At 73.3% G+C, this 20,931-nt stretch carries 11 protein-coding genes; 7 read left to right on the forward strand and 4 right to left on the reverse strand.

Going from position 1 to position 20,931, the window contains the following annotated elements; genetic code table 11:
* Nucleotide 1: 1 nt before the first annotated feature.
* Together OG392_RS14430 and OG392_RS14435 are read right to left on the reverse strand one after the other, a co-directional pair.
* Nucleotides 2-1,240, reverse strand: a complete 1,239-nt coding sequence (locus tag OG392_RS14430; RefSeq protein ID WP_329279324.1) for a serine/threonine-protein kinase — start codon at nucleotides 1,238-1,240, stop codon at nucleotides 2-4.
* Between the two features lie 126 nt (nucleotides 1,241-1,366).
* Nucleotides 1,367-3,127 (reverse strand): serine/threonine-protein kinase, encoded by a 1,761-nt coding sequence (locus tag OG392_RS14435; protein WP_329279326.1) that lies wholly within the window; start codon nucleotides 3,125-3,127, stop codon nucleotides 1,367-1,369.
* Between the two features lie 534 nt (nucleotides 3,128-3,661).
* Between OG392_RS14435 and OG392_RS14440 the strand changes: the two genes are divergently transcribed.
* The 4 genes from OG392_RS14440 (at nucleotide 3,662) to OG392_RS14455 (ending at nucleotide 11,451) form a co-directional block, all read left to right on the forward strand.
* The gene (locus OG392_RS14440) at nucleotides 3,662-7,642 is read left to right on the forward strand and encodes an FtsK/SpoIIIE domain-containing protein (RefSeq protein WP_329279328.1); all 3,981 of its coding nucleotides are present in this window, start codon (nucleotides 3,662-3,664) and stop codon (nucleotides 7,640-7,642) included.
* Nucleotides 7,643-7,765: 123 nt separating this feature from the next.
* Nucleotides 7,766-9,130, forward strand: coding sequence for an ABC transporter substrate-binding protein (locus OG392_RS14445; RefSeq protein ID WP_329279330.1), 1,365 nt, complete (start codon nucleotides 7,766-7,768; stop codon nucleotides 9,128-9,130).
* 9 nt (nucleotides 9,131-9,139) lie between these two features.
* Nucleotides 9,140-10,534, forward strand: coding sequence for a carbohydrate ABC transporter permease (locus OG392_RS14450; protein WP_329279332.1), 1,395 nt, complete (start codon nucleotides 9,140-9,142; stop codon nucleotides 10,532-10,534).
* On the forward strand, nucleotides 10,531-11,451 hold the full coding sequence (locus OG392_RS14455) for a carbohydrate ABC transporter permease (protein WP_329279335.1): 921 nt from the start codon (nucleotides 10,531-10,533) through the stop codon (nucleotides 11,449-11,451). Before OG392_RS14450 ends, OG392_RS14455 begins: the two co-directional genes overlap by 4 nt.
* A 226-nt stretch (nucleotides 11,452-11,677) precedes the next feature.
* On the opposite strand, the gene OG392_RS14460 is transcribed toward OG392_RS14455, so the two are convergent.
* Nucleotides 11,678-12,277 (reverse strand): TetR/AcrR family transcriptional regulator, encoded by a 600-nt coding sequence (locus OG392_RS14460; RefSeq protein WP_329279339.1) that lies wholly within the window; start codon nucleotides 12,275-12,277, stop codon nucleotides 11,678-11,680.
* A gap of 152 nt (nucleotides 12,278-12,429) precedes the next feature.
* Between OG392_RS14460 and OG392_RS14465 the strand changes: the two genes are divergently transcribed.
* From OG392_RS14465 to OG392_RS14475, 3 genes are read left to right on the forward strand one after another with little or no spacing between them, the layout of a single operon-like run.
* Nucleotides 12,430-13,392, forward strand: a complete 963-nt coding sequence (locus tag OG392_RS14465; protein WP_329279341.1) for an ABC transporter permease — start codon at nucleotides 12,430-12,432, stop codon at nucleotides 13,390-13,392.
* A complete protein-coding gene (locus tag OG392_RS14470) occupies nucleotides 13,385-14,236 on the forward strand; it encodes an ABC transporter ATP-binding protein (protein WP_329279343.1) in 852 nt (283 codons plus the stop codon). The genes OG392_RS14465 and OG392_RS14470 overlap by 8 nt, the downstream gene beginning before the upstream one ends.
* Before the next feature lie 26 nt (nucleotides 14,237-14,262).
* Complete coding sequence (locus OG392_RS14475) at nucleotides 14,263-15,576, forward strand: glycosyltransferase 87 family protein (RefSeq protein WP_329279345.1); 1,314 nt, start codon at nucleotides 14,263-14,265, stop codon at nucleotides 15,574-15,576.
* A gap of 73 nt (nucleotides 15,577-15,649) precedes the next feature.
* Here the strand turns inward: OG392_RS14475 and OG392_RS14480 are convergent, their stop codons facing one another.
* Nucleotides 15,650-20,623 carry an NAD-glutamate dehydrogenase gene (locus tag OG392_RS14480; RefSeq protein ID WP_329279348.1) on the reverse strand — a complete coding sequence of 1,658 codons (4,974 nt, stop codon included), beginning with the start codon at nucleotides 20,621-20,623 and terminating at the stop codon, nucleotides 15,650-15,652.
* Nucleotides 20,624-20,931 lie beyond the last annotated feature (308 nt).

A 20,931-nucleotide genomic window follows, 5' to 3' on the forward strand; every position in this document is an offset into this window, starting at 1 on the left:
GTTACGGCAGTGAGGACTGCTTGGAGTCCTGCGGCGGGGTGCCGGCGTCCCCGGAGACGGCCAGGTAGCCGCCCGCGCCGAGGGCGCCGGCGACCACCACCGCCGCGATCGTGAGGGTGATCCTGCGCTTGCGGACCGCCTCGGCCTTGTGGCGGGCCGAGCCGGGTCTGCGGGCTCCCGCGGGGCGGGGAGCGCGGGCCGTGCCCAGGGGGCCGCCGGAGAGCTCGTCGGGCGCCGGGACCCGCATGGAGGTGTGGGTGTCGCGGTTGGAGTCGGCTGAGGCGCCGGGGACGAGCGGGACGGCGGCCCGCCGCGGGCCGGGCTCCCCCGCGCCCGCACCGGTCGCGTAGGCGTCCTCCTCGTACGGCTCCGCCGCCGGCTCCGCGTCCGGCTCGTCCACGTCCAGCGGCGGGATGCCCTTGAGCAGCGGCAGGACGTCCTTCAGACGGGCGGCGAGTTCGGAGGCGCGCAGCCGGGAGGCCGGGGCCTTGGCCAGGCACTGCACGATCAGCTGCCACAGCTCCTCGGGGATCCCGGGCAGCGGGACCACCGTCTCGGTCACGTGGCGGCGCAGCACGGCGCCCGGGTGGCCGCCGCCGAACGGGGTGAAGCCGGCGAGCAGCTCGTACAGGACGGTCGCGAGGGCGTAGATGTCGACGGCGGCGCGCGGCGGGAGGCCCTCGACGATCTCGGGGGCGAGGTAGTCGGGGGTGCCGATGATCCGGGTGGCCTTGGTGCGGCCCGGCGTGTCGATCAGCTTGGCGACGCCGAAGTCGGTGAGGAGGGCGGGGTGGGCGCCGCCGGGTCCGAGCGGTCCCTCCATGTCGAGCAGGATGTTCTCCGGCTTGACGTCCCGGTGGACGATCCCGGCGGCGTGCGCTGCCGCGAGGGCGTCGGCGACGTCGGAGACGATCGCGACGGCGGCCTCGGGGGCGAGCCTGCGTTCCCGGTCGAGGCGGGTGCGCAGGTCTGTGCCGCGCACGAGGTCCATGACGAGGGCCAGGTCGTTGCCGTCGACGACGAGGTCGCGGACCTTGACCACGCGGGGGTGGTCGAGGCCGAGCAGGGCGGTCCGCTCCTGCACGAAGCGGCCGACGAGCTCCTGGTCGGAGGCCAGGTCCTCGCGCAGCAGTTTGACGGCGACGGGACCCTCGGGCCCCTCGCCGAGCCACACCGTTCCTGCACTGCCCCGCCCCAGGATCTGGTGGGTGGTGTAGCGGCTGCCGATGTTCCGTGCCAAGACTGCTCCCTCAGCGGCTGCGGTTCGCGTGCAAAGTTACGCGTCCGCAGCCGCCGGACGTCACTTCCGAGGGGAAATCACCCCTCGGAAGTCGATAAATCGGCAGTATTACGGGGCCCTAGGGGGTCACTGCCCTGTCGTACCGCCGGTAGCACCGGTGGAGTCGCCGAGCTCGGAGAACCAGTCGGTGACCTTCGAGATGCCGTCGCCGATGGCCTCCCAGTAGCCCTTGCCCTCGGCGATCCAGTCCTGGAGCGGGGTCAGCTCCCAGACGAGCCAGCCCGCGACCACGAACAGCACGATCATGACCAGACAGCCCTTGAGGCAGCCGAGGCCGGGGATCCGCACCGGGTTGGCGCTGCGCTGACGCGGCGGGCGCGGCTCGCGCGGGGCCGGGGCCTGGGGCGGCGGCTGCGGCGGCGTGTACTGCTGCTGGGGCTGCGCGTACTGCTGCGGGGCGGGCGGCGGCGCGTACTGCTGCGGCTGGTGCTGCTGCTGCGGCGGGTACGGCTGCTGCTGCGGCCGCTGCTGCGCGGGACGCTGCTGCTGATACGGCTGCGGCGGCTGCTGCCCGTACCGCCCCTGCTGGCCTTGCTGCCCCTGCTGGCCTTGCCCGCCCTGCTGCCCGTACTGGCCGGGCCGCTGGTCCTGCGGGGGCTGCTGGCGCTGCGGGCGGCGGCGCAGCGGGTCCTGGCTCGGGTCCAGGTACTGCACCTGCGTCTGCTCGTTGCGGTCGCGGGCCGCGCGGAGCTGGCTCTGCCAGGGGTGCGGCTCCTCGGACTGCGCGCCCTGCGGAGGCTGCGGCGGTACGGGGGGCATGACGGCCGTCGGGTCGGCGGCGCCCGCCGACCCGCTGGTCGGCATGACGCTGGTCGCGCCGGCGGGGTCGTACCGCGGCGGCGTCCCGGCGCCGCTCGGCAGCACCTGGGTGGGGTCGGCAGCGCCCGTCTCGGGGGTCCCCGGGACCGGCGCGGGCGCCGGGTCCGGCGCGAGGAGCGCGCCCACGCCCTCGGCCGCCTCGATCTGTGCGGGCGTGGAGTGCACGCCGATGCCGGCGGCGACCGCGCGCAGACCGCGCGCGAGGTTCACCGCGCTCGGCCGCCGGTCCGGGTCCTTGCTGAGGCAGCGCTCTATGACCGTCCACAGGGGTCCGGGCACGGTCGAGGGCCGGCGGGGCTCCTCGCTGAGGTGCCGGTGGAGGACCTCCAGGGCGGTGCCGCCCGCGAACGGGGGACGGCCGGTGACCAGCTCGTAGAGCAGGATGCCGGCGCCGTAGATGTCGACGGCGGAGGTCTGCGGGCGGCCCTCGGCGGACTCCGGCGCCACGTACGCGGGCGTGCCGACGAATTCGTGGGTGCGGGTCAGGCCCGGGGAGTCCGCGAGGCGCGCGATGCCGAAGTCGGTGAGCATCGGGTGCATCTGGCCGCCCTGCTCCGCGAGCAGGACGTTGGCCGGCTTCAGGTCGCGGTGGACGACGCCGTCGGCGTGGCTGGCGGCGAGCGCGTCGGCGATCTGGGCGGTCAGGAGGGCGGCGGCGACCGGGGTGAGCGGGCCGCTGTCCCGGATGTACCGGTGCAGGTCGGGGCCCTCGACGAGGTCCATGACGAGCGCGAGGACATCGCCCTCGACGACCAGGTCGCGGGTGCGCACGATGTTGGGATGGGTGAGCCGGAGCAGCACGGACCGCTCGCGCAGGAAGCGCATCACGATGTCCGCGTCGTTGGCCAGCTCCTCCTTGAGGACCTTGATCGCGACGGTCTCGCCGGGCTGGCCGGGCACGGCCGCCTCGGCGCCCGCCGTCTCCCGCTGGCGGGCTCGCCAGACGGTGCCCGTGGCGCCGCGGCCGAGCGGCTCCTCGAGCAGGTACTTGCTGCCGATAGGCCGCACGTCACGCGCTCCCTGCTGATCGTCGTCCTGGGGTGATCCGGTGGCTCCCGGGGTCCCTGTCCTCTGTTGTGACCCGTCCGGGTGTCCGACCCACTTTAGTGCGGCCGAACGGGGTACAGAGCGGTCGTCCACAGGCCGATTCCGATTCCGGCGGCCCGTCGGCGAGCTGCCGGGGACGGGCCGGTGCCGTGCCGCCGCCGGTGGCGGCACCCCTTCCTTCCGGGACGGCCCGGGCGGGTCCGGTCTGTCCGAAAGAAGACGCTTCCGGAGGCGGGACGGTTGCCGGGCATGTTCCGAAGGCATGCTCAACCAGGCACTTTTACGTCCACAGCCGACCATTCAAGATCACTTCCGGCCGACCCGGGGGCGGGTTGTCGGTGGCAGGTGCGAGGATGCCTCCAGCACGTCGCATCGGTGGGGTCGGGAGCCCCCGCGCCGTGCCGACCTGTACCGGGCGACGCGTCCGTGCCGGGTGGGGGGAGTCACAGGGCGGTTCCCCTGCCGGGCATCACGCAGAAGGGACCGCTGACGGCGATGCAGATCCGGCTGACCGTCCTCGCGCCGTACGCCGGCCATGGCGCCGGACGTACCTGCGACGTGCTCGTCACGGCCCCCGCCGGGACGGCCCTGGCCGCCGTGGCCTCGAATCTCGCCGCCGCCGTCACCGGCCCGGAGACCTCCGCCTCGGGCACCACCGTGCTCTACGCGGGCGCGGAGCGGCTCGACGGCCGCCGCTGTGTGCTCGGCGAACCCCCGCTGGTCGACGGCGCGGTCCTCTCCCTCCAGGTCCCCGGCCCCGACGACCGCGTCGGCGAGGCCGCCGCGGCCCGGCTGCACGTGGTGGCGGGCCCGGACGCGGGCGGAGTGCACCTGCTGCACGGCGGAGCGATCAGAATCGGCCGTTCCGTGGACGCCGACGTACCGCTCGACGACCCCGACGTCTCCCGCGCGCACTGCACCGTGACCGTCGGCGAGGACGGCCGGGTCACCGTCGCCGACCGCGGCTCGACGAACGGCACGACGCTCGACGGCGCCCCGGTCGGCGACCGCCCGGTCGCCTTCCGGCCGGGCGCGCTCTTGCGCCTCGGCGAGTCCGCCCTCCGGCTGACCGGCCCCGGCGACGACCTCGGCGGTACGGAGACGAGGGCGACGGCCCCCGACGGCGAGGGCCACCTGCGCGTGGCACCGCCCGGGGCCGACGGACGGGCTCCGACGGTCGACCGGCCCGCCCCCGCGGGCGTGCCCCGCGCGGTCGGCGGCCCGGTGGACGACACCACCCACGGCGGGGCGCGCGGCATCCCGCTCGGCGGGCCCCGCGAGAGCGCGTACGACGACCCCTACGGCCCGGGCGGCGCCCGCGAGCGCGGGGCCGACTTCCCCGGCACCGGCCACGCCCGCGCCGACGACCACCCCGGCGGTCACGACGGGCCCGACGGCGGCGGCGAGGCCCACAGCAGGACGCGCCCGTCCCGCACCGACACCGCCCCGGCCGGCTCCCCGCGCGCGGGGAGCGGTGGCAAGCGGGGCCTCGGCGCCTGGGCCCGGCGCCTGGCCGGCGGACGCGAGGGCCTCCCGGCGCCCGCCGCCGACCCCCGTACGGCACCGGACACCCACGCGGGCGCCCGGCTCGGCGCCGGAGCCCGGGACGGCTCCCCCGCACCCGTGCCGATGGCCGACACCTGGCCCGACCCCGCCACCGTGCTCCTCACCGCCCTCGGCCCCGGGCCCCGGCTCTGGGAGCGCGGGCCGGACCACCCCGAAGCCCTGGCGGTCCGGCTCGGCACCACCGACCGCGCCGACCTCTCCGGCGTCCCGGTCACCGTGGGGCTGCGGGAGGCCGGCTCACTGGGCCTGGCCGGCCCCGCCGACCGGCTCGGCGGTCTCGCCCGCTCGGTCGTCGCCCAGCTCGCCGCCCTGCACTCCCCCTCCGACCTGGAGATCGTGCTGATCAGCGCCGACCGGAACCGCCCCCTGGAGGAGCGGCGCCGGTCCTGGGGCTGGCTCGGCTGGCTCCCGCACGTCCGGCCGGCCCACGGCCAGGACTGCCGGCTGCTCCTGGCGTACGACCGCGAGCAGGCCCAGGCCCGTACGGCGGAGCTGACCCGGCGGCTCGACGACGGTCCGCTCGGCCCCGGCTGGCCCAGCGCCGACCGCGCGTCCGTCGCCGAGGCGGCCGCCCGCCACGAGGGTCCTTCGACGGTCGTGATCGTCGACGGCGACCCCGGTTCGGCCGCCCTGCGCGAGACCGTCGCGCGGCTGGCCGGAGCCGGAGCGGCGGCCGGGATCCATCTCCTGTGCCTCGCCGAGGCGCCCTCGGCCTCCCCGGTCTCCCCCGTGGCAGCCACCTACGAGACGGCGTGCGCCGCGTCCCTCGCGTTCCGCGAGTGCGGGGCCGCCGCGCTCCTCAGCGGGGACGTGGCGACAGCGCTGCGCCTGCTCAGGACCTCCGGCGGACGGGTCGCCGGGCACGGCACGGTCGGTGTCGTCGACGCGGTCTCGGTCGCCTGGGCCGAGCGGTTCGGCCGGGCGCTCGCCCCCTTGCGTACGGACACGACGACCGCGCCCGGCGCGCGTGCCGCCGCGCTGCCCCCGTCGGCCCGCCTCCTCGACGAGCTCGGGCTCGCCCGCGCCACCCCCGCCTCCCTGATGGCCCGCTGGGCCTCCGCCGGGGACGGCACGGCCGTCCTGGGCGCGGGGCCGCGCGGGCCGCTGGCCGTGGACCTCACCCGCGAGGGCCCGCACCTGCTGATCGAGGGTCCCGCGGGAAGCGGTCGGACGGAGCTGCTCCGTTCGATCGCCGCCTCCCTCGCGGCCGGCGGCCGCCCCGACCGGCTCGGCCTGCTCCTGGTGGACGGGGCGGGCGGCGACCGCGGCGAAGGACTCGCCGTCTGTACGGAGCTGCCGCACGTCACGGAGCACCTCGTCGCCTCGGACCCCGTGCGGATGCGGGAGTTCGCGCAGGCCCTGGGAGCGGAGCTGAAGCGCCGGGCGGAGCTGCTCGGCGACGGCCACTTCGCCGACCGCCGGGGGACGCGCGCGGCGCCCGCGGCGACCGCCGCCGACCGGCTGATCGGCCAGCGTGCCCCGAGCGCGGCGGAGTCCGTGCCCCAGGGAGCCCGCGCGACCGTCCGGCTCCAGGACTCCGGCGACCTCGCGGACCGGCCGAGCGGGCGCACCCTGCGCACGGGCGACGGCACGATCGGCTCCCTGCCGAGCACGCGAAGCGGCCGCGCGGACGGCCCGTACCCCGCGTCGGAGGACCTCGGCGGCCGCCCGAGCGGCCGGATCACCTACACGGGCGACCTCGAAGGCCGGCCGAGCGGGCGGAACGCGTACCCGGGCGATCTCGACAGCCGGCCGAGCACGCGGAGCGCCTATCCCGGTGCCGACGACCTCGGCGGCCGGGGCAGCGGCCGGATCGCGTACCCCGGGTCCGAGGACCCGACCGGGCGTCCCAGCAGCCGCACCCTGCGCACGGGCGACGGCGACCTCACCGACCACCCGAGCGGCCGGGTGGCCCGCGCGGGCGCGGAGGACCTCGGCGGCCACGGCGGCGGACGGGTGCCCCGACCCGGCGACGGTTCGCTCGACGAGCGGTCCGGTGCCCGGACACGGGCGGCCGCCGACGCGTTCCTGACCGATACGCCCAGCGGCCGCCTGCCGCGCCGGGACGGCGACGGCCGATCCGGCGGCCGCACGCTCCGCACCGGCGACGGCGACCTCACGGACCGTCCGAGCGGGCGCGTGTCCCGCACCGGGGCGGAGGACGTCACCGGTCACGGCAGCGGGCGCGTGTCCCGGCCCGGCGACGGCGACCTCGGCGGACACCCGAGCGGCCGCGTGTCCCGGCCCGGCGACGGCGACCTCGCCGACCGCTCCTCGGGGCGCGTTCCCCGGCCCGCCGGGGAGGAGACGGCCGGGCGGATCCCCCGGCCCGCCGGGGGCGAGCAGGGGTTCGGACGAGCCTCGGGCGGACCCGCCCACCTCCCCCGGCTCATCGTTCTCGTCGACGACTTCGACGCCCTCGTCGCCCCCGCGCTCGGTGCCTCCGGGCGGCCCGCCGCCGGCTCCGTCGTGCGGGCCCTGGAGGCCGTCGCGCGGAACGGCGAGCGGCTCGGCGTGCACCTCGTCGCGACCTCCGCGCGTCCCGACCGGACCGCCGACACGGAGCTGGCCCACGGGGCCCGGCTGCGGATCGTGCTCGACGCGCCCCCGGTGACCCCGGGGCCGGACGTGCCGGCGGCCGGGCGCGGCCGCCTCGGTCATCCGGACGGCCGGGTGACGCCCTTCCAGGCGGGACGGGTCACCGGCCGGATCCCCCGGACGGCGACGCTCCGCCCCACCGTCGTGCCGCTGGAGTGGGAGCGGATGGGCGATCCGCCGACCCGCCGTCCGGTCCGCGAACTGGGCAACGGGCCGACCGATCTGGCCCTTCTCGCGAGCGCCCTCGACCGTGCCGCTCGCTCGGTCGAGGCGACCCCCGTGCCCCCGCTGACCCCTGCGACCCAGAGCTGATACGACGTCACGAGGGCGTCACGATCGCCCACTTGACACGGAAGGCGGTATTGCGGGGCCTCGTCACCGGGCGTAGACCTGTCGGCACGGGACAGCGAAGCGCACGAACGAGACGGGGCAGAAATGCGTACAACTCTTCGTCCACGCAAGACCGCGGTGGCCGTCACGGCGTTCACCGCCCTCACCGCACTGACCCTCGCGGCCTGCGGTGGCGGCGGATCCGACAAGGATCCGGGGGAGTCCGGGCCCAGCGGCGGCGCGCTCCCCCTCAAGGGCGAGAAGATCGAGGTCGCCGCCGTCTGGACGGGCCCCGAGCAGGAGAACTTCACCGAGGTCCTGAAGGAGTTCGAGAAGCGCACGGGCGCGACCGTCACCTTCGTGCCCGCCCAGGACCCGATCGTGAACTTCCTCGGCACGAAGATCGCGGGCGGTTCGCCGCCGGACGTCGCGATGCTCCCGCAGGTCGGCGCGATCCAGCAGGCCGCCGCGCAGAAGTGGCTGAAGCCGGTCGGCCCCGAGGCGAAGGCCGCGCTGGCCGCCAACTACTCGCGCGGCTGGCAGGAGCTCGGCGCGGTCGACGGAACCCAGTACGGGGTCTACTTCAAGGCCGCCAACAAGTCCCTGGTCTGGTACAACTCCGCGGTCTTCGAGAGCGCCGGCGCGACCGAGCCGAAGACGTGGAAGGAGTTCCTGACCACCGCCGAGACGATCTCGGCCTACGGCGTCACCCCGGTCTCGGTGGGCGGCGCGGACGGCTGGACCCTCACCGACTGGTTCGAGAACATCTACCTCTCCCAGGCGGGCCCGGCCAAGTACGACCAGCTGGCGAAGCACGCGATCAAGTGGACCGACCCGTCCGTCACGGCGGCCCTGACCACGCTCGGCGAACTCTTCGGCAAGCCGGCGCTCCTCGCGGGCGGCACGAGCGGCGCGCTGCAGACGGAGTACCCGGTGTCGGTCACCCAGACGTTCACGGGCGGCGACACCCCCAAGGGGGCGATGGTCTTCGAGGGCGACTTCGCGGCGGTCAACATCGCGCAGACGAAGGCGAAGATCGGCACGGACGCGAAGGTCTTCCCGTTCCCCACCGTCGGCACGGGCACCACCCCCGTGGTGACGGCCGGCGACGCGGCCGTGGCCCTCAAGGACACCAAGGGCGCACAGGCCCTGCTCGCCTTCCTCGCCTCACCGGACGCGGCGAAGATCTGGGCGGCCGCGGGCGGCTTCGTCTCCCCCAACAAGAACCTGGACCCGTCGGCGTACCCGAACGACGTCCAGCGCGAGATCGCCAAGGCGCTGATCGGCGCCGGTGACGACTTCCGCTTCGACATGTCGGACCAGATGCCGCAGTCCTTCGGCGGCACCCCGGGCAAGGGCGAGTGGAAGGCGCTCCAGGACTTCCTGAAGAACCCGAAGGACATCGCGGGGACCCAGGCGCGCCTGGAGAAGGACGCCGAGAAGGCGTACCGGGCCGCGGCGAAGAGCTGAGGCCCCGGCATGCCGAGGCACGACACGCTCCAGAAGAGCGGCCGCAAGCCCGGGCGGAGGATCGGCCCGGACTCCGGCCGGAAGCCCGGCCGGAGGACCGGCCACAGGACAGGGAGCCGGAGCAGGACCGTCGCCGCGGGATTCCTGCTCCCCGCCCTGCTCCTGCTCGGCGCGCTCGTCGTCTACCCCATCGGGTACTCCGTCCAGCGCTCGTTCTTCGACGGCTCCGGCTCCTCCTTCGTCGGCCTGGACAACTACCTCGCCCTGGTCACCGACGACTCGCTCCGCACCGCCGCCCGCAACAACGTGATCTGGCTGGTCGTCGCCCCGGTGGCCGCGACCGCCCTCGGTCTGATCTTCGCCGTGCTCACCGAACGGGTCCGCTGGGGAACGGCGTTCAAGCTGGTCGTCTTCATGCCGATGGCGATCTCGATGCTCGCCGCCGGGATCATCTTCCGGCTGGTCTACGAGCAGGACCCGGACCGCGGGGTCGCCAACGCCGTCTGGGTGGGGGTCCACGACACCTTCGCCGAGTCCTCCGGCTTCCCGCGGGCCCGGCCGCTGCCCGTCCATCCGCTGGAGGCGGCGGGTGACGGCGCGTTCGTCACGAAGGAGCCGGTGCGCGCCGGGGAGCCCGTACGGCTTCCGCTGATCGGGGTGGCACCGGGTCAGATGCCGGAGGAGGCCCGTCCGGCGCGGGCGCCGGACGCGGCACCGGGATCGCCGGAAAAGATCACCGGCACCGCCTGGCTGGACTTCACCCGGGGCGGCGGCGGGCGGCAGAACGACGTCGACCCGGCCGAACTGGGCCTCGCGGGGCTGCGGATCGAGGCCGTACGGGACGGAAGGGTGGTCGCCCGGGCCACGGCGGCGGCCGACGGCAGTTTCGCGCTGCCCGCCGACCGCGCCGACGGAGCCGTACTGCGGCTGCCCGCGAGCAACTTCCGGGAGCAGTACGACGGCGTGGAGTGGCTGGGCCCCCGGCTCGTCACCCCAGCCGTGATCGGCGCGTACGTGTGGATGTGGGCCGGGTTCGCGATGGTGCTGATCGGCGCCGGACTCGCCGCCGTCCCGCGCGAACTGCTGGAGGCGGCGCGGGTGGACGGGGCGAACGAGTGGCAGGTGTTCCGCCGCATCACGGTGCCGCTGCTCGCCCCGGTCCTCGCCGTCGTCCTCGTCACCCTGATGATCAATGTGCTCAAGGTCTTCGACCTGGTCTTCGTCATCGCGCCGGGCTCGGCCCAGGACGACGCGAACGTGCTCGCGCTCCAGCTGTACCGCTCGTCGTTCGGTACGGACGCCGATCTCGGGGTCGGCTCGGCCATCGCCGTCCTGCTGCTGCTGCTGGTGGTCCCGGTGATGGTCCTCAACATCCGCCGCATGCGCCGGGAGGCCCGCCGATGAGTTCCTCCGCAACCCGCACGCGCGCGCGTACCGACGCCTCCGCACCGCTCGCGGGGTCGTCCGCGCCCCGGACGTTCGCCGCGCGGGCCGCCGCCCGGGCCGCCGGGGGCGCGGTCCGGGTGTTCCTCGTCCTCGCCGGGCTGTTCTGGCTGCTGCCGACGATCGGGCTGCTGCTCTCCTCGCTCCGTTCGCCCTCCGACATCGCGGCGAGCGGCTGGTGGCAGGTGTTCACGGCCCCGGCCCAGCTGACCACCGAGAACTACGGCCGTCTCCTCGCCGACGACACGATCACGGACTCCCTGCTCTCCACGGTCCTGATCACCGTCCCGTCCACGCTGCTCGTCCTCCTCCTCGGCTCGTTCGCCGGGTACGCCTTCGCGTGGCTGGAGTTCCCGGGCAGGGACTGGTGGTTCCTCGGGGTGGTCGCCCTGCTCGTGGTCCCCGTGCAGGTGGCCCTCGTCCCGGTGTCGAAGCTCTTCGGGGCGGTGGGCCTCTTCGAGACGACCCTCGGGGTGGTCCTCTTCCACACGGCCTTCGGCCTGCCGTTCGCGATCTTCCTGCTGCGGAACTTCTTCGCGGAGATCCCACGCGAGCTCCTGGAGGCGGCGCGCCTCGACGGGGCCGGCGAGGTGCGGCTCTTCACCCGGGTGGTGCTGCCGCTCGGCGGTCCCGCGATCGCCTCGCTGGGGATCTTCCAGTTCCTGTGGGTGTGGAACGACATGCTGATCGCGCTGATCTTCGCGGACTCGCAGTCGCCGCCGATCACGGTGGCGCTCCAGCAGCAGGTACGGCAGTTCGGCAACAACGTCGACGTGCTGGCGCCGGGGGCGTTCGTGTCGATGGTGGTGCCGCTGGTGGTCTTCTTCGCCTTCCAGCGCCAGTTCGCCACGGGGGTCATGGCGGGCGCGGTGAAGTAGCGGTCGCCCACCGGCGGGCGCGGCGAGCCCGGCCTATCGACAAGGCGCCTCCTAGGGCCTGTCGTCAAACTTGCGTCTGCCCCGCGACGCCTGGCACGCACTCTCGCCGCACCGGGCGAAAACCCGAGTACGTCCAGTACGAGGACTTCCTCCCGGCACACCGAGAGCACGCACCAGACGCCGCGGGGCCGCCCTCCGGGCGACGACGGGAGTTTGACGACAGGCCCTATGCCTTGAGCGCCGCCACCGCCGACCGCGTCAGATCGTCCACGTACCCCGCGGGCAGCGGCGTACGGACCACGACGAGGCGCCAGTAGAGCGGCCCGACCACCAGGTCGAGGGCGCGGCCCGGGTCGGCGCCCTCGGGGAGTTCGCCGCGGGCGACGGCTTCGCGGACGATCTGGGTCATGACACCGCGCTGGCCGTCGAGCAGCGCGGCCGTGACGGACTCGGCGATCTCGGGCTGCCGGGCGGCCTCGACGAGCAGGTCCGGGATGACCTGCGAGGCGACGGGGTGGCGCAGCGCGTGCGAGGCGACCTGGAGGAGCGCGCGCACGTCCCCGTGCAGGGAGCCGGTGGCGGGCGCCGGCAGGCCCTGCGCGGCGAAGGCCCCGACGATGTCCAGAACGAGGGCGAGCTTGGACTTCCAGCGCCGGTAGACGGCGGTCTTGCCGACGCCCGCGCGGCGCGCGATGCCCTCGATGGACATCCGGGCGAAGCCTACGGCCGCGAGCTCCTCGAAGACGGCGGCCCGGATGGCCTCGGTCACGTCCTCGCGGAGTACGGCCGCTCCGGCGGGGGCGCGGCGGGGGGTCGGATCGGTCATGAACGGCATCCTAACCAACGGCGACGCCCCGAGCCCGTCACGACGATACGGTTGCGTTCCGACGTGCGGTCGCCCTAATCTCCCCGTAGCGACGATACGGACCCGTTCCATCGCCGAGGATGCCCGCACCCTTCGTCGAAAGCGCCCTGCCCGTGACCACTCAGACGCTTCCCCCACCCCTGCGGAAGCCCCCTCCGCCGGGGGCCTCGCACCAGGAGACCGCCGGCTCGCCCCGCGAGGCCGCCGACGCGGATCTGCGCGAACTCGCCCGGCGCCACGGCCTCACCGTCAGCGGCGCCCGCCCCTCGCTGCCCGCCTACGCGCGGCAGATCTGGTCCCGCCGCGACTTCATCACCGCCTTCGCGACGGCCCGGCTGACCGCCCAGTACAGCCAGGCGCGGCTCGGCCAGGTCTGGCAGGTGATGACCCCGCTGCTCAACGCCGCCGTCTACTACCTGATCTTCGGCGTCCTCATGGACGCCAAGCAGGGCGTCGCCGACTACGTGCCCTTCCTGATCACCGGCATCTTCGTGTGGACCTTCACCTCGAACACGATCCTGGCCGGGACCCGGGCGATCAGCGGCAACCTGGGCCTCGTCCGCGCCCTGCACTTCCCCCGCGCGAGCCTGCCGATCTCGCTGTCGATCCAGCAGCTCCAGCAGCTGCTGCTCTCGCTCGCCGCGCTGGCCATGATCCTGTGCGGGCTCGGCGAGTTCCCCACCTGGAGCTGGTTCCTCGCCGTCCCCGCGCTGCTCTGCCAGGCGCTGTTCAACACGGGCGTGGCGCTCGTCCTCGCCCGGCTCGCGGCCCGCACCCCGGACATCTCCCAGCTGATGCCGTTCGTGCTCCGCACCTGGATGTACGCCTCGGGCGCGATGTGGTCGATCCAGAACCTGGCGGCGAGCGGACGGTTCCCCGACGGCGTGGTGCTCGCCCTCCAGTGCAACCCGGCGGCGGTCTACATCGACCTGATGCGCTTCGCGCTCATCGAGAGCTACACCTCGGCGCAGTTGCCGCCGCACGTCTGGGCACTCGCCGCCGGCTGGGCCCTCCTGGCCTTCGGGGGCGGTTTCATCTGGTTCTGGAAGGCGGAGGAGACGTACGGCCGTGGCTGACCCGCAGAGCACCCCGACATGCACCCCCACCCCGACCTCCCCTCCCGCACCCGTCCCGACCGTGGTGGCCGACGGCGTCCACATCACCTACACGGTCAACGGCGGCGGCGCGGGCGGCCGGGGTGCCGCGACGGCCGCGCTGAGCCGGATGCTCCGGCGCGGCGAGAAGCGGCCGGCCGACCGTCGGGTCCACGCCGTGAAGGGCGTCAGCTTCGTCGCGTACCGGGGCGAGGCAATTGGCCTGATCGGTTCGAACGGATCTGGGAAATCCACCCTCCTGAAGGCCATCGCAGGCCTCCAGCCCGTGGAGCGTGGCCAGGTGTACACCGACGGGCAGCCCTCGCTCCTCGGCGTCAACGCGGCCCTCATGAACGACCTCACCGGCGAGCGGAACGTGATCCTCGGCGGTCTCGCGATGGGCATGAGCCGTACGGAGGTCCGCGAGCGCTACGACGAGATCGTGGAGTTCTCCGGCATCAACGAGAAGGACGACGCGATCTCCCGCCCCATGGGGACGTACTCCTCCGGCATGGGGGCGCGGCTGCGCTTCTCCATCGCCGCAGCGAAGAGCCATGACGTCCTGCTCATCGACGAGGCGCTGTCCACCGGCGACGCCCGTTTCCGCCGCCGGAGCCAGCGGCGGATCGACGAACTGCGGGCGGAGGCGGGGACGGTCTTCCTGGTGAGCCACTCGAACTCGACGATCACGGAGACATGCGAGCGGGCCCTGTGGCTGGAGGCGGGCACGCTGCGGATGGACGGCCCGGCGAAGGAGGTGGTGGCGGCGTACGAGGAGTTCACCGCGACAGGAGCCGGACCAGGAGCCAAAGAAAAGGGCAAATAAGACATTAAGGGCTACAGTGCGGAAGGATGACGAACGATCACCCCCAGCCGCCACCGGAAGCCCAAGGGACCCGCGCCGAGCCCCCCGGCCTCACCAAGTCCCCCTTCGACTCGGACACCTTCACCTCCGCCACCTTCGTCACGGTCGGCCGCGGCCCCTACCTCGCCGTCGCCTCCGTCTGGCTGATCACCCGCGTCGGCATGGTGCTGCTGCTCCTCCGCGACACCCTCGGCATCGGCGGCGTCCGCCGCGAGGTGGACCTCTACCGGTACTGGTACGGGCAGTTCGCACAGGGCACCTTCCCGCCCGGCGACGTCACCTGGCAGTACCCGCCCGGCGCGGGGCTCGTGATCATGGCGCCGGGCGTCCTCCCCTGGCTGACGTACGTCCAGGCGTTCGTCGCGCTCACCCTCCTGGCCGACGCGGTCGTCACCGCCGCACTCGCCCGCGCCGACAGCGCCCGGCTCACCCACGGCGCATGGATCTGGGTCTGCGGCCTGCCGCTCCTCCTGCATCTGCCGCTCGCCCGCTACGACGTCCAGACCACCGCCCTCGCCGTCCTCGCCCTGCTCGCGCTCACCTCCCGCCCGGCCGTCGCCCACCGGCTCGGCGGAGCGCTCGCGGGCATCGGCGCGATGGTCAAGGTCTGGCCGGCCCTCGCCCTGATCGGCACCCCCCGGGGCCGTACCACCCGCGAGGCGTGGACCGCCGCGGCCGTCGCGGCCCTCGCCCTGCTCGCCACCCTCGCGCTGTTCTTCTCCGACTCCCTCGGCTTCCTGCGCCAGCAGGGCAGCCGAGGCATCCAGATCGAGTCGCTCGGCGGCACCGCCCTCGCCCTTGCCGGGGCCGGCGGCGTCTGGCCGGGCAGGGTCGAGTTCCGCTACGGAGCCTTCGAGTACGTCGGCCCGTACGTCTCCAGCCTCGGCCACCTCGCCCTGCTGCTCACCGTCATCGCCTTCGGCTGGCTGCTCCTGTGGCGCGTACGGGCCCACCGCTGGACCGCCGCCACCCCGCTCGACGCGGCACTCACCGCCGTCCTGCTGTTCACCGTCACCAGCCGGGTGATCAGCCCCCAGTACATGATCTGGCTGCTCGGCCTCGCCGCCGTCTGTCTGACCTCGCGCAGCACCGTGATGCGCCCGGTGGCGCTGCTGCTGCTCCCGGCAGCCGCCCTCAGCGCCCTCGCGTACCCCGTCCTGTACGACCATGTCGTCGCCGGCACCACCGAGGGGCTGACCGTCATGGCCCTGCGCAACGGCCTGCTGCTCGCCGCGACCCTGCTCGCCGCCCGCCGCCTGTGGACCTCGACGGTGACAGGGCCTCCCGAGGAGACGGCCTAGGGGGAGACATCGGGCGCGTGACAGGGGAAGGGCCCCGCCGGACGTCCGGCGGGGCCCTTCCTCTCGCTCGTGCCTAGCTGTGCGTCCGCAGCAGCGTGCGCATCGTCCGCATCGCCACCGACAGGTTCGCCAGGTCGAAGGTGTCCGAGCCCTGGATCTCCTCCAGGGTCGTCCGCGCGCGGCCCAGGATCGCCGCGTTCTTGTCCTCCCAGTCCTTGAACCGCTGCTCCGGGCTCGACGAGCCGTTCCCGGCCGCCAGGACGTCCGCCGTCAGCGCCGAGTGCGCCGCGAACAGGTCCTCACGGATCGACGCACGGGCCATCGACTGCCACCGGTCGTCGCGCGGCAGCTCGATGATCCGGTCCATCAGGTCGGTGATCCGCAGCCGGTCGGCCAGGTCGTAGTAGACCTCGGCCACCGCCAGCGGGTCCTTGCCCGTGCGGTCCGCGATCGCCACGATGTCGAGGATCGGGAAGGCCGAGGAGAAGCCGGCCACCCGCAGCGCGAGCTCCTCCGGCACGCCGACCTCGGTCAGCTCCTCCACGATCGACTGGTACCACTCCAGGTCCGCGCCGCGCAGCAGGTTCGGCAGCTGCGTCCAGACCTGCTCGACGCGCTCGGCGAAGAACTCGATGGTCTCGGTGAGCTGGAGCGGCTGCGGCCGGTTGTTGAGCAGCCAGCGCGTGCCGCGCTCGACGAGCCGGCGGGAGTGCAGCCGCATCCGGGTCTGGACGTCGGCCGGCACCTGGTTGTCGAGGGCCTCGACGGCGTCCCAGACCTGGCCGAGGCGGAAGACGATCCGGGCCGCGGTCTGCGCCCGGACGATCTCCTCGATCGACGCGCCCGTCTCCTCACGGAGGCGGTGCAGGAAGGTCGAGCCACCGGCGTTGACGGTGTCGTTGACCAGGACCGTGGTGATGATCTCGCGGCGCAGGGCGTGGTTGTCGACGGCCTCGGTGAACTTCTCGCGCAGCAGCGTCGGGAAGTACGCGTGGAGCAGGCCGCGCAGGTACGGGTCGTCCGGCAGCTCGGTGCCGATGAGCTCGTCGGCCACCGTGATCTTGGTGTACGCGAGGAGGACGGCGAGCTCCGGCTGGCTCAGACCGCGGCCGTTGTTGAGCAGCTCACGGATCTGCCGGTCGTTGGGCAGGAACTCCAGGGACCTGTCGAGGGCCCCGTCACGGCCGAGCCGGCGCATGAAGCGCTGGTGGGCGTGGAGCAGGGACGGCGACTGGGCGACGGCGTTGGCGAGGGCCGTGTTCTGCGCGTAGTTGTTGCGCAGGACGAGCTTGCCGACCTCGTCGGTCATCTCCGCGAGGATCTTGTTGCGCTGCTTGACGGTCATGTCGCCCTCGGCGACGAGCCCGTTGAGCAGGATCTTGATGTTGACCTCGTGGTCGGAGGTGTCGACGCCGGCGCTGTTGTCGATGGCGTCGGTGTTGACCTTGCCGCCCTGGCCCTCGGGGCCGCCGGTGCGGGCGAACTCGATACGGCCCAGCTGGGTCGCGCCGAGGTTGCCGCCCTCGCCGATGACCTGGGCGCGGACGTCCTGGCCGTCGACGCGGATGGCGTCGTTGGCCTTGTCGCCGACGTCGGCGTTCGACTCGGCCGAGGACTTGACGTACGTGCCGATGCCGCCGTTCCACAGCAGGTCGACGGGCGCGTGGAGCACGGCCTTCATCAGCTCGGCCGGGGTCATCTTGGTGATCCCGCCCTCGATGCCGAGGGCGGCCCTGACCTGCGCGTTGACCGGGATCGACTTGGCGCTGCGGGGGTGGATGCCACCGCCCGCGGAGAGCAGCGAGGTGTCGTAGTCGGCCCAGGACGAGCGGGGCAGCTCGAAGAGCCGGCGGCGCTCGGCGTACGAGACGGCCGCGTCCGGGTTCGGGTCGATGAAGATGTGCCGGTGGTCGAACGCGGCGACGAGCCTGATGTGCTCGCTCAGCAGCATGCCGTTGCCGAAGACGTCGCCGGACATGTCTCCGACGCCGACGACGGTGAAGTCCTCGGTCTGGGTGTCGTGGCCCAGCTCGCGGAAGTGCCGCTTGACGGACTCCCAGGCACCGCGGGCGGTGATGCCCATGCCCTTGTGGTCGTAGCCCGCCGAGCCGCCGGAGGCGAACGCGTCGCCGAGCCAGAAGCCGTACGACTCGGCGACCCCGTTGGCGATGTCGGAGAAGGTCGCGGTGCCCTTGTCGGCGGCGACCACCAGGTAGGTGTCGTCCTCGTCGTGGCGGACCACGTCGAGGGGCGGCACGACCTCGCCCGCGACCAGGTTGTCGGTGATGTCGAGCAGCGCCGAGATGAAGGTCTTGTACGAGGCGATGCCCTCGGCCAGCCAGGCGTCACGGTCCACGGACGGGTCCGGGAGCTGCTTGGCGACGAAGCCGCCCTTGGCGCCGACGGGCACGATGACGGTGTTCTTCACCATCTGCGCCTTGACCAGTCCGAGGATCTCCGTACGGAAGTCCTCACGGCGGTCGGACCAGCGCAGACCGCCTCGGGCGACCTTGCCGAAGCGCAGGTGGACACCCTCGACGCGCGGGGAGTAGACCCAGATCTCGAAGGCCGGGCGGGGCGCGGGAAGGTCCGGGATGGCCTGCGGGTCGAACTTCATCGACACGTACGAGTGCGGTGTGCCGTCCGCCGTCAGCTGGAAGAAGTTCGTCCGCAACGTGGCCTTGATGACGGTCAGGAAGGACCGCAGGATCCGGTCCTCGTCCAGGCTCGCGACCTGGTCGAGGGCGGCGTCCAGCTCCTCCAGGAGTGCGTCGATCAGCTCGGTGCCGGCGCGCTGGCGCTCCGGGGCCATCCGGGCCTCGAAGAGGTTCACGAGCAGCCGGGTGGTGTGGACGTTGTTGCGGAGGGTGTCCTCCATGTAGTCCTGACTGAACGTCGCACCGGCCTGGCGCAGGTACTTGGCGTAGGCGCGCAGCACCATCGCCTCGCGCCAGTTGAGCCCGGCGGAGAGGACGAGCGAGTTGAAGTTGTCGTTCTCGGCCTCGCCGGTCCAGGTGGCGGCGAAGGCCTCCTGGAAGCGCTCGCGGGCGTCGTCGCCGAGGTAGTCGCCGCCGTTGCCGGTAGCGGCGGGCATCCGCAGGCCGAAGTCGTACACCCAGGCGTGCGTACGGTCGGCGCAGCGCAGCTCGTACGGCCGCTCGTCGGTCACCTCGACGCCGAGCCGGTTGAGCACCGGGAGCACGGCGGAGAGGGAGATCGGGTCGCCCGTCTTGTAGATCTTGAAGCGGCGCTCGCCGGGGCCCGCGCCGACCGGCTCGTAGAGCGAGAGCGCGAAGTCCTTGCCGCCGCCGGCCCGGACCAGGGCCTCCAGGTGGACGAGGTCGGCGACGGCCGCGCGCGGCGAGTGGTCGGCCTTGTAGCCCTCGGGGAAGGCGTTGCCGTAGCGGCGGAGCAGCTCGGCGGCCCGTTCCTCGCCGCACTCGGCGTTGAGCGCCTCGCCGAAGCCGTCGGACCAAGAGCGGGCGGCCTCGACGAGCCGGGTCTCGATGCGGTCGACGTCGGCGTCGGTGAGCTTCGCCAGCTCGTTGCCGGGCTGGACGCGGACGACGAAGTGCAGCCGGGACAGGATCGACTCGGTGTTCCAGGCGGTGAAGTCGACGCTGATGCCGTCGAGCTCCTCCTTCAGGATGTCGATGATCCGCAGCCGGACGCGGGTCGTGTAGCGGTCGCGCGGCAGGTAGACGAGGGCCGAGTAGTAGCGGCCGTACTCGTCCTGGCGCAGGTACAGGCGCAGCCGGCGCCGCTCCTGCAGGTACAGGACGCTGGTGACGACGGACCGGAGCTGGTCGGCCGGGGTCTGGAAGAGCTCGTCGCGCGGGTACGTCTCCAGGATCTGGAGCAGGTCGCGGCCGTCGTGGCTGTTCGGCGAGAAGCCGGCGCCCTCCAGGACCTCCTGGACCTTGCGCTTGACCACGGGGACGCGCCGCACGGACTCGGTGTAGGCGGCCGAGGAGAACAGGCCGAGGAAGCGGCGCTCGCCGATGACGTTGCCGTCGGCGTCGAACTTCTTCACACCGACGTAGTCGAGGTACGAGGGGCGGTGCACGGTCGAGCGGCTGTTGGCCTTCGTCAGGATCAGCAGCTTGTGCTCGCGCGCCTTGGCACGGACGTCCTCGGGCAGCCGGCTGAAGGACGGCGAGACGGGGTGGGCGTGGTGGCCCTGGTCGTCGCCCCCGTGCTGCGGGTCGGAGCGCAGGATGCCGAGGCCGGTGCCGGGCACGGCGGACAGGGCGTCACCGTTGACCAGCTGATACTCGCGGTAGCCGAGGAAGGTGAAGTGGTCGTCGGCGAGCCAGCGCAGCAGCTCGCGGGCCTCCTCCACCTCGGTCGGACGCAGGTCGGAGGCAGTGGGCTCGGCCGGGAGGCCCTCGGCGATCCGCAGGGCGGCGTCGCGCATCTTCTCCCAGTCCTCGACCGTCTCGCGGACGTCGGACAGGACGCGCAGCAGATCGGAGGTGATCTGCTTGAGGTCGGCGCGGTCGGTCTCCCGGTCGATCTCGACGTGGATCCACGACTCGGTGAGCGCGTCGTGCGGCAGCTCGCCCTGGATCTGCGCCGACAGGACCTCGATGAGCTTGCCCGTGAGGTCACGGCGGACAAGGACCTGCGGGTGGATCACGACGTGGATGCCGCGGCCCTGGCGCGAGAGCTCGTTGGTGACCGAGTCCACCAGGAACGGCATGTCGTCGGTGACGACCTCGACGACGGAGTGGCTGCTCGTCCAGCCGTTCTCCTCGACCGTCGGAGTGTGGACGCGCACGTTCGCCGTGCCCTGCGGACGGTTCTCCGCGAGGCGGTAGTGAGAGAGCGCCGCGCCGAACACGTCGACCGGGTCCCGGTCGCCGAGGTCCTCCGGTGCGGTGTGCAGGTAGTAGCGCTGGAGGTACTCGAGCACGGTGTCCCGGTCCGGGTGCTCCCCGGCACCCTCCGGGCCCGTCGGAAGTCGCCCCCCGACCGGGCTGTGCTCAGCTACCCGAGCGGCCCTTTCGAGCAGCTCGGCCTTGGCTTCGTCCAGCTTGGTCTGCATGTCCTCTGACTCCTGTCGCGCGCCGTTGCGTGACGTCGGTGGAAGAAAGGACAGAACGACGCCTCGACGCGGTGATTCCGGTCGAAGACGACGTTATGCCCGAATGAGAGATGCCCGGGTCGTTATCGGCCACGGAGAGCGGCGCGCCCGGACGGAGAGGATCGGCGAACGCGCTGTCGGCCCGGCCGCTGTCGCGGGCCGGGCGGCAGCCGGGGGCTTCACTGCCCCCACGGCGTATCGCGCTGATCACGGCAAAAGCCTATCGCCCTCGCCCCCCGAACCGTCATGGTCCGTATGTGTACAAAAGA

Origin of the sequence: Streptomyces sp. NBC_00691 (assembly GCF_036226665.1) — a bacterium.
GTDB lineage: Bacteria > Actinomycetota > Actinomycetes > Streptomycetales > Streptomycetaceae > Streptomyces.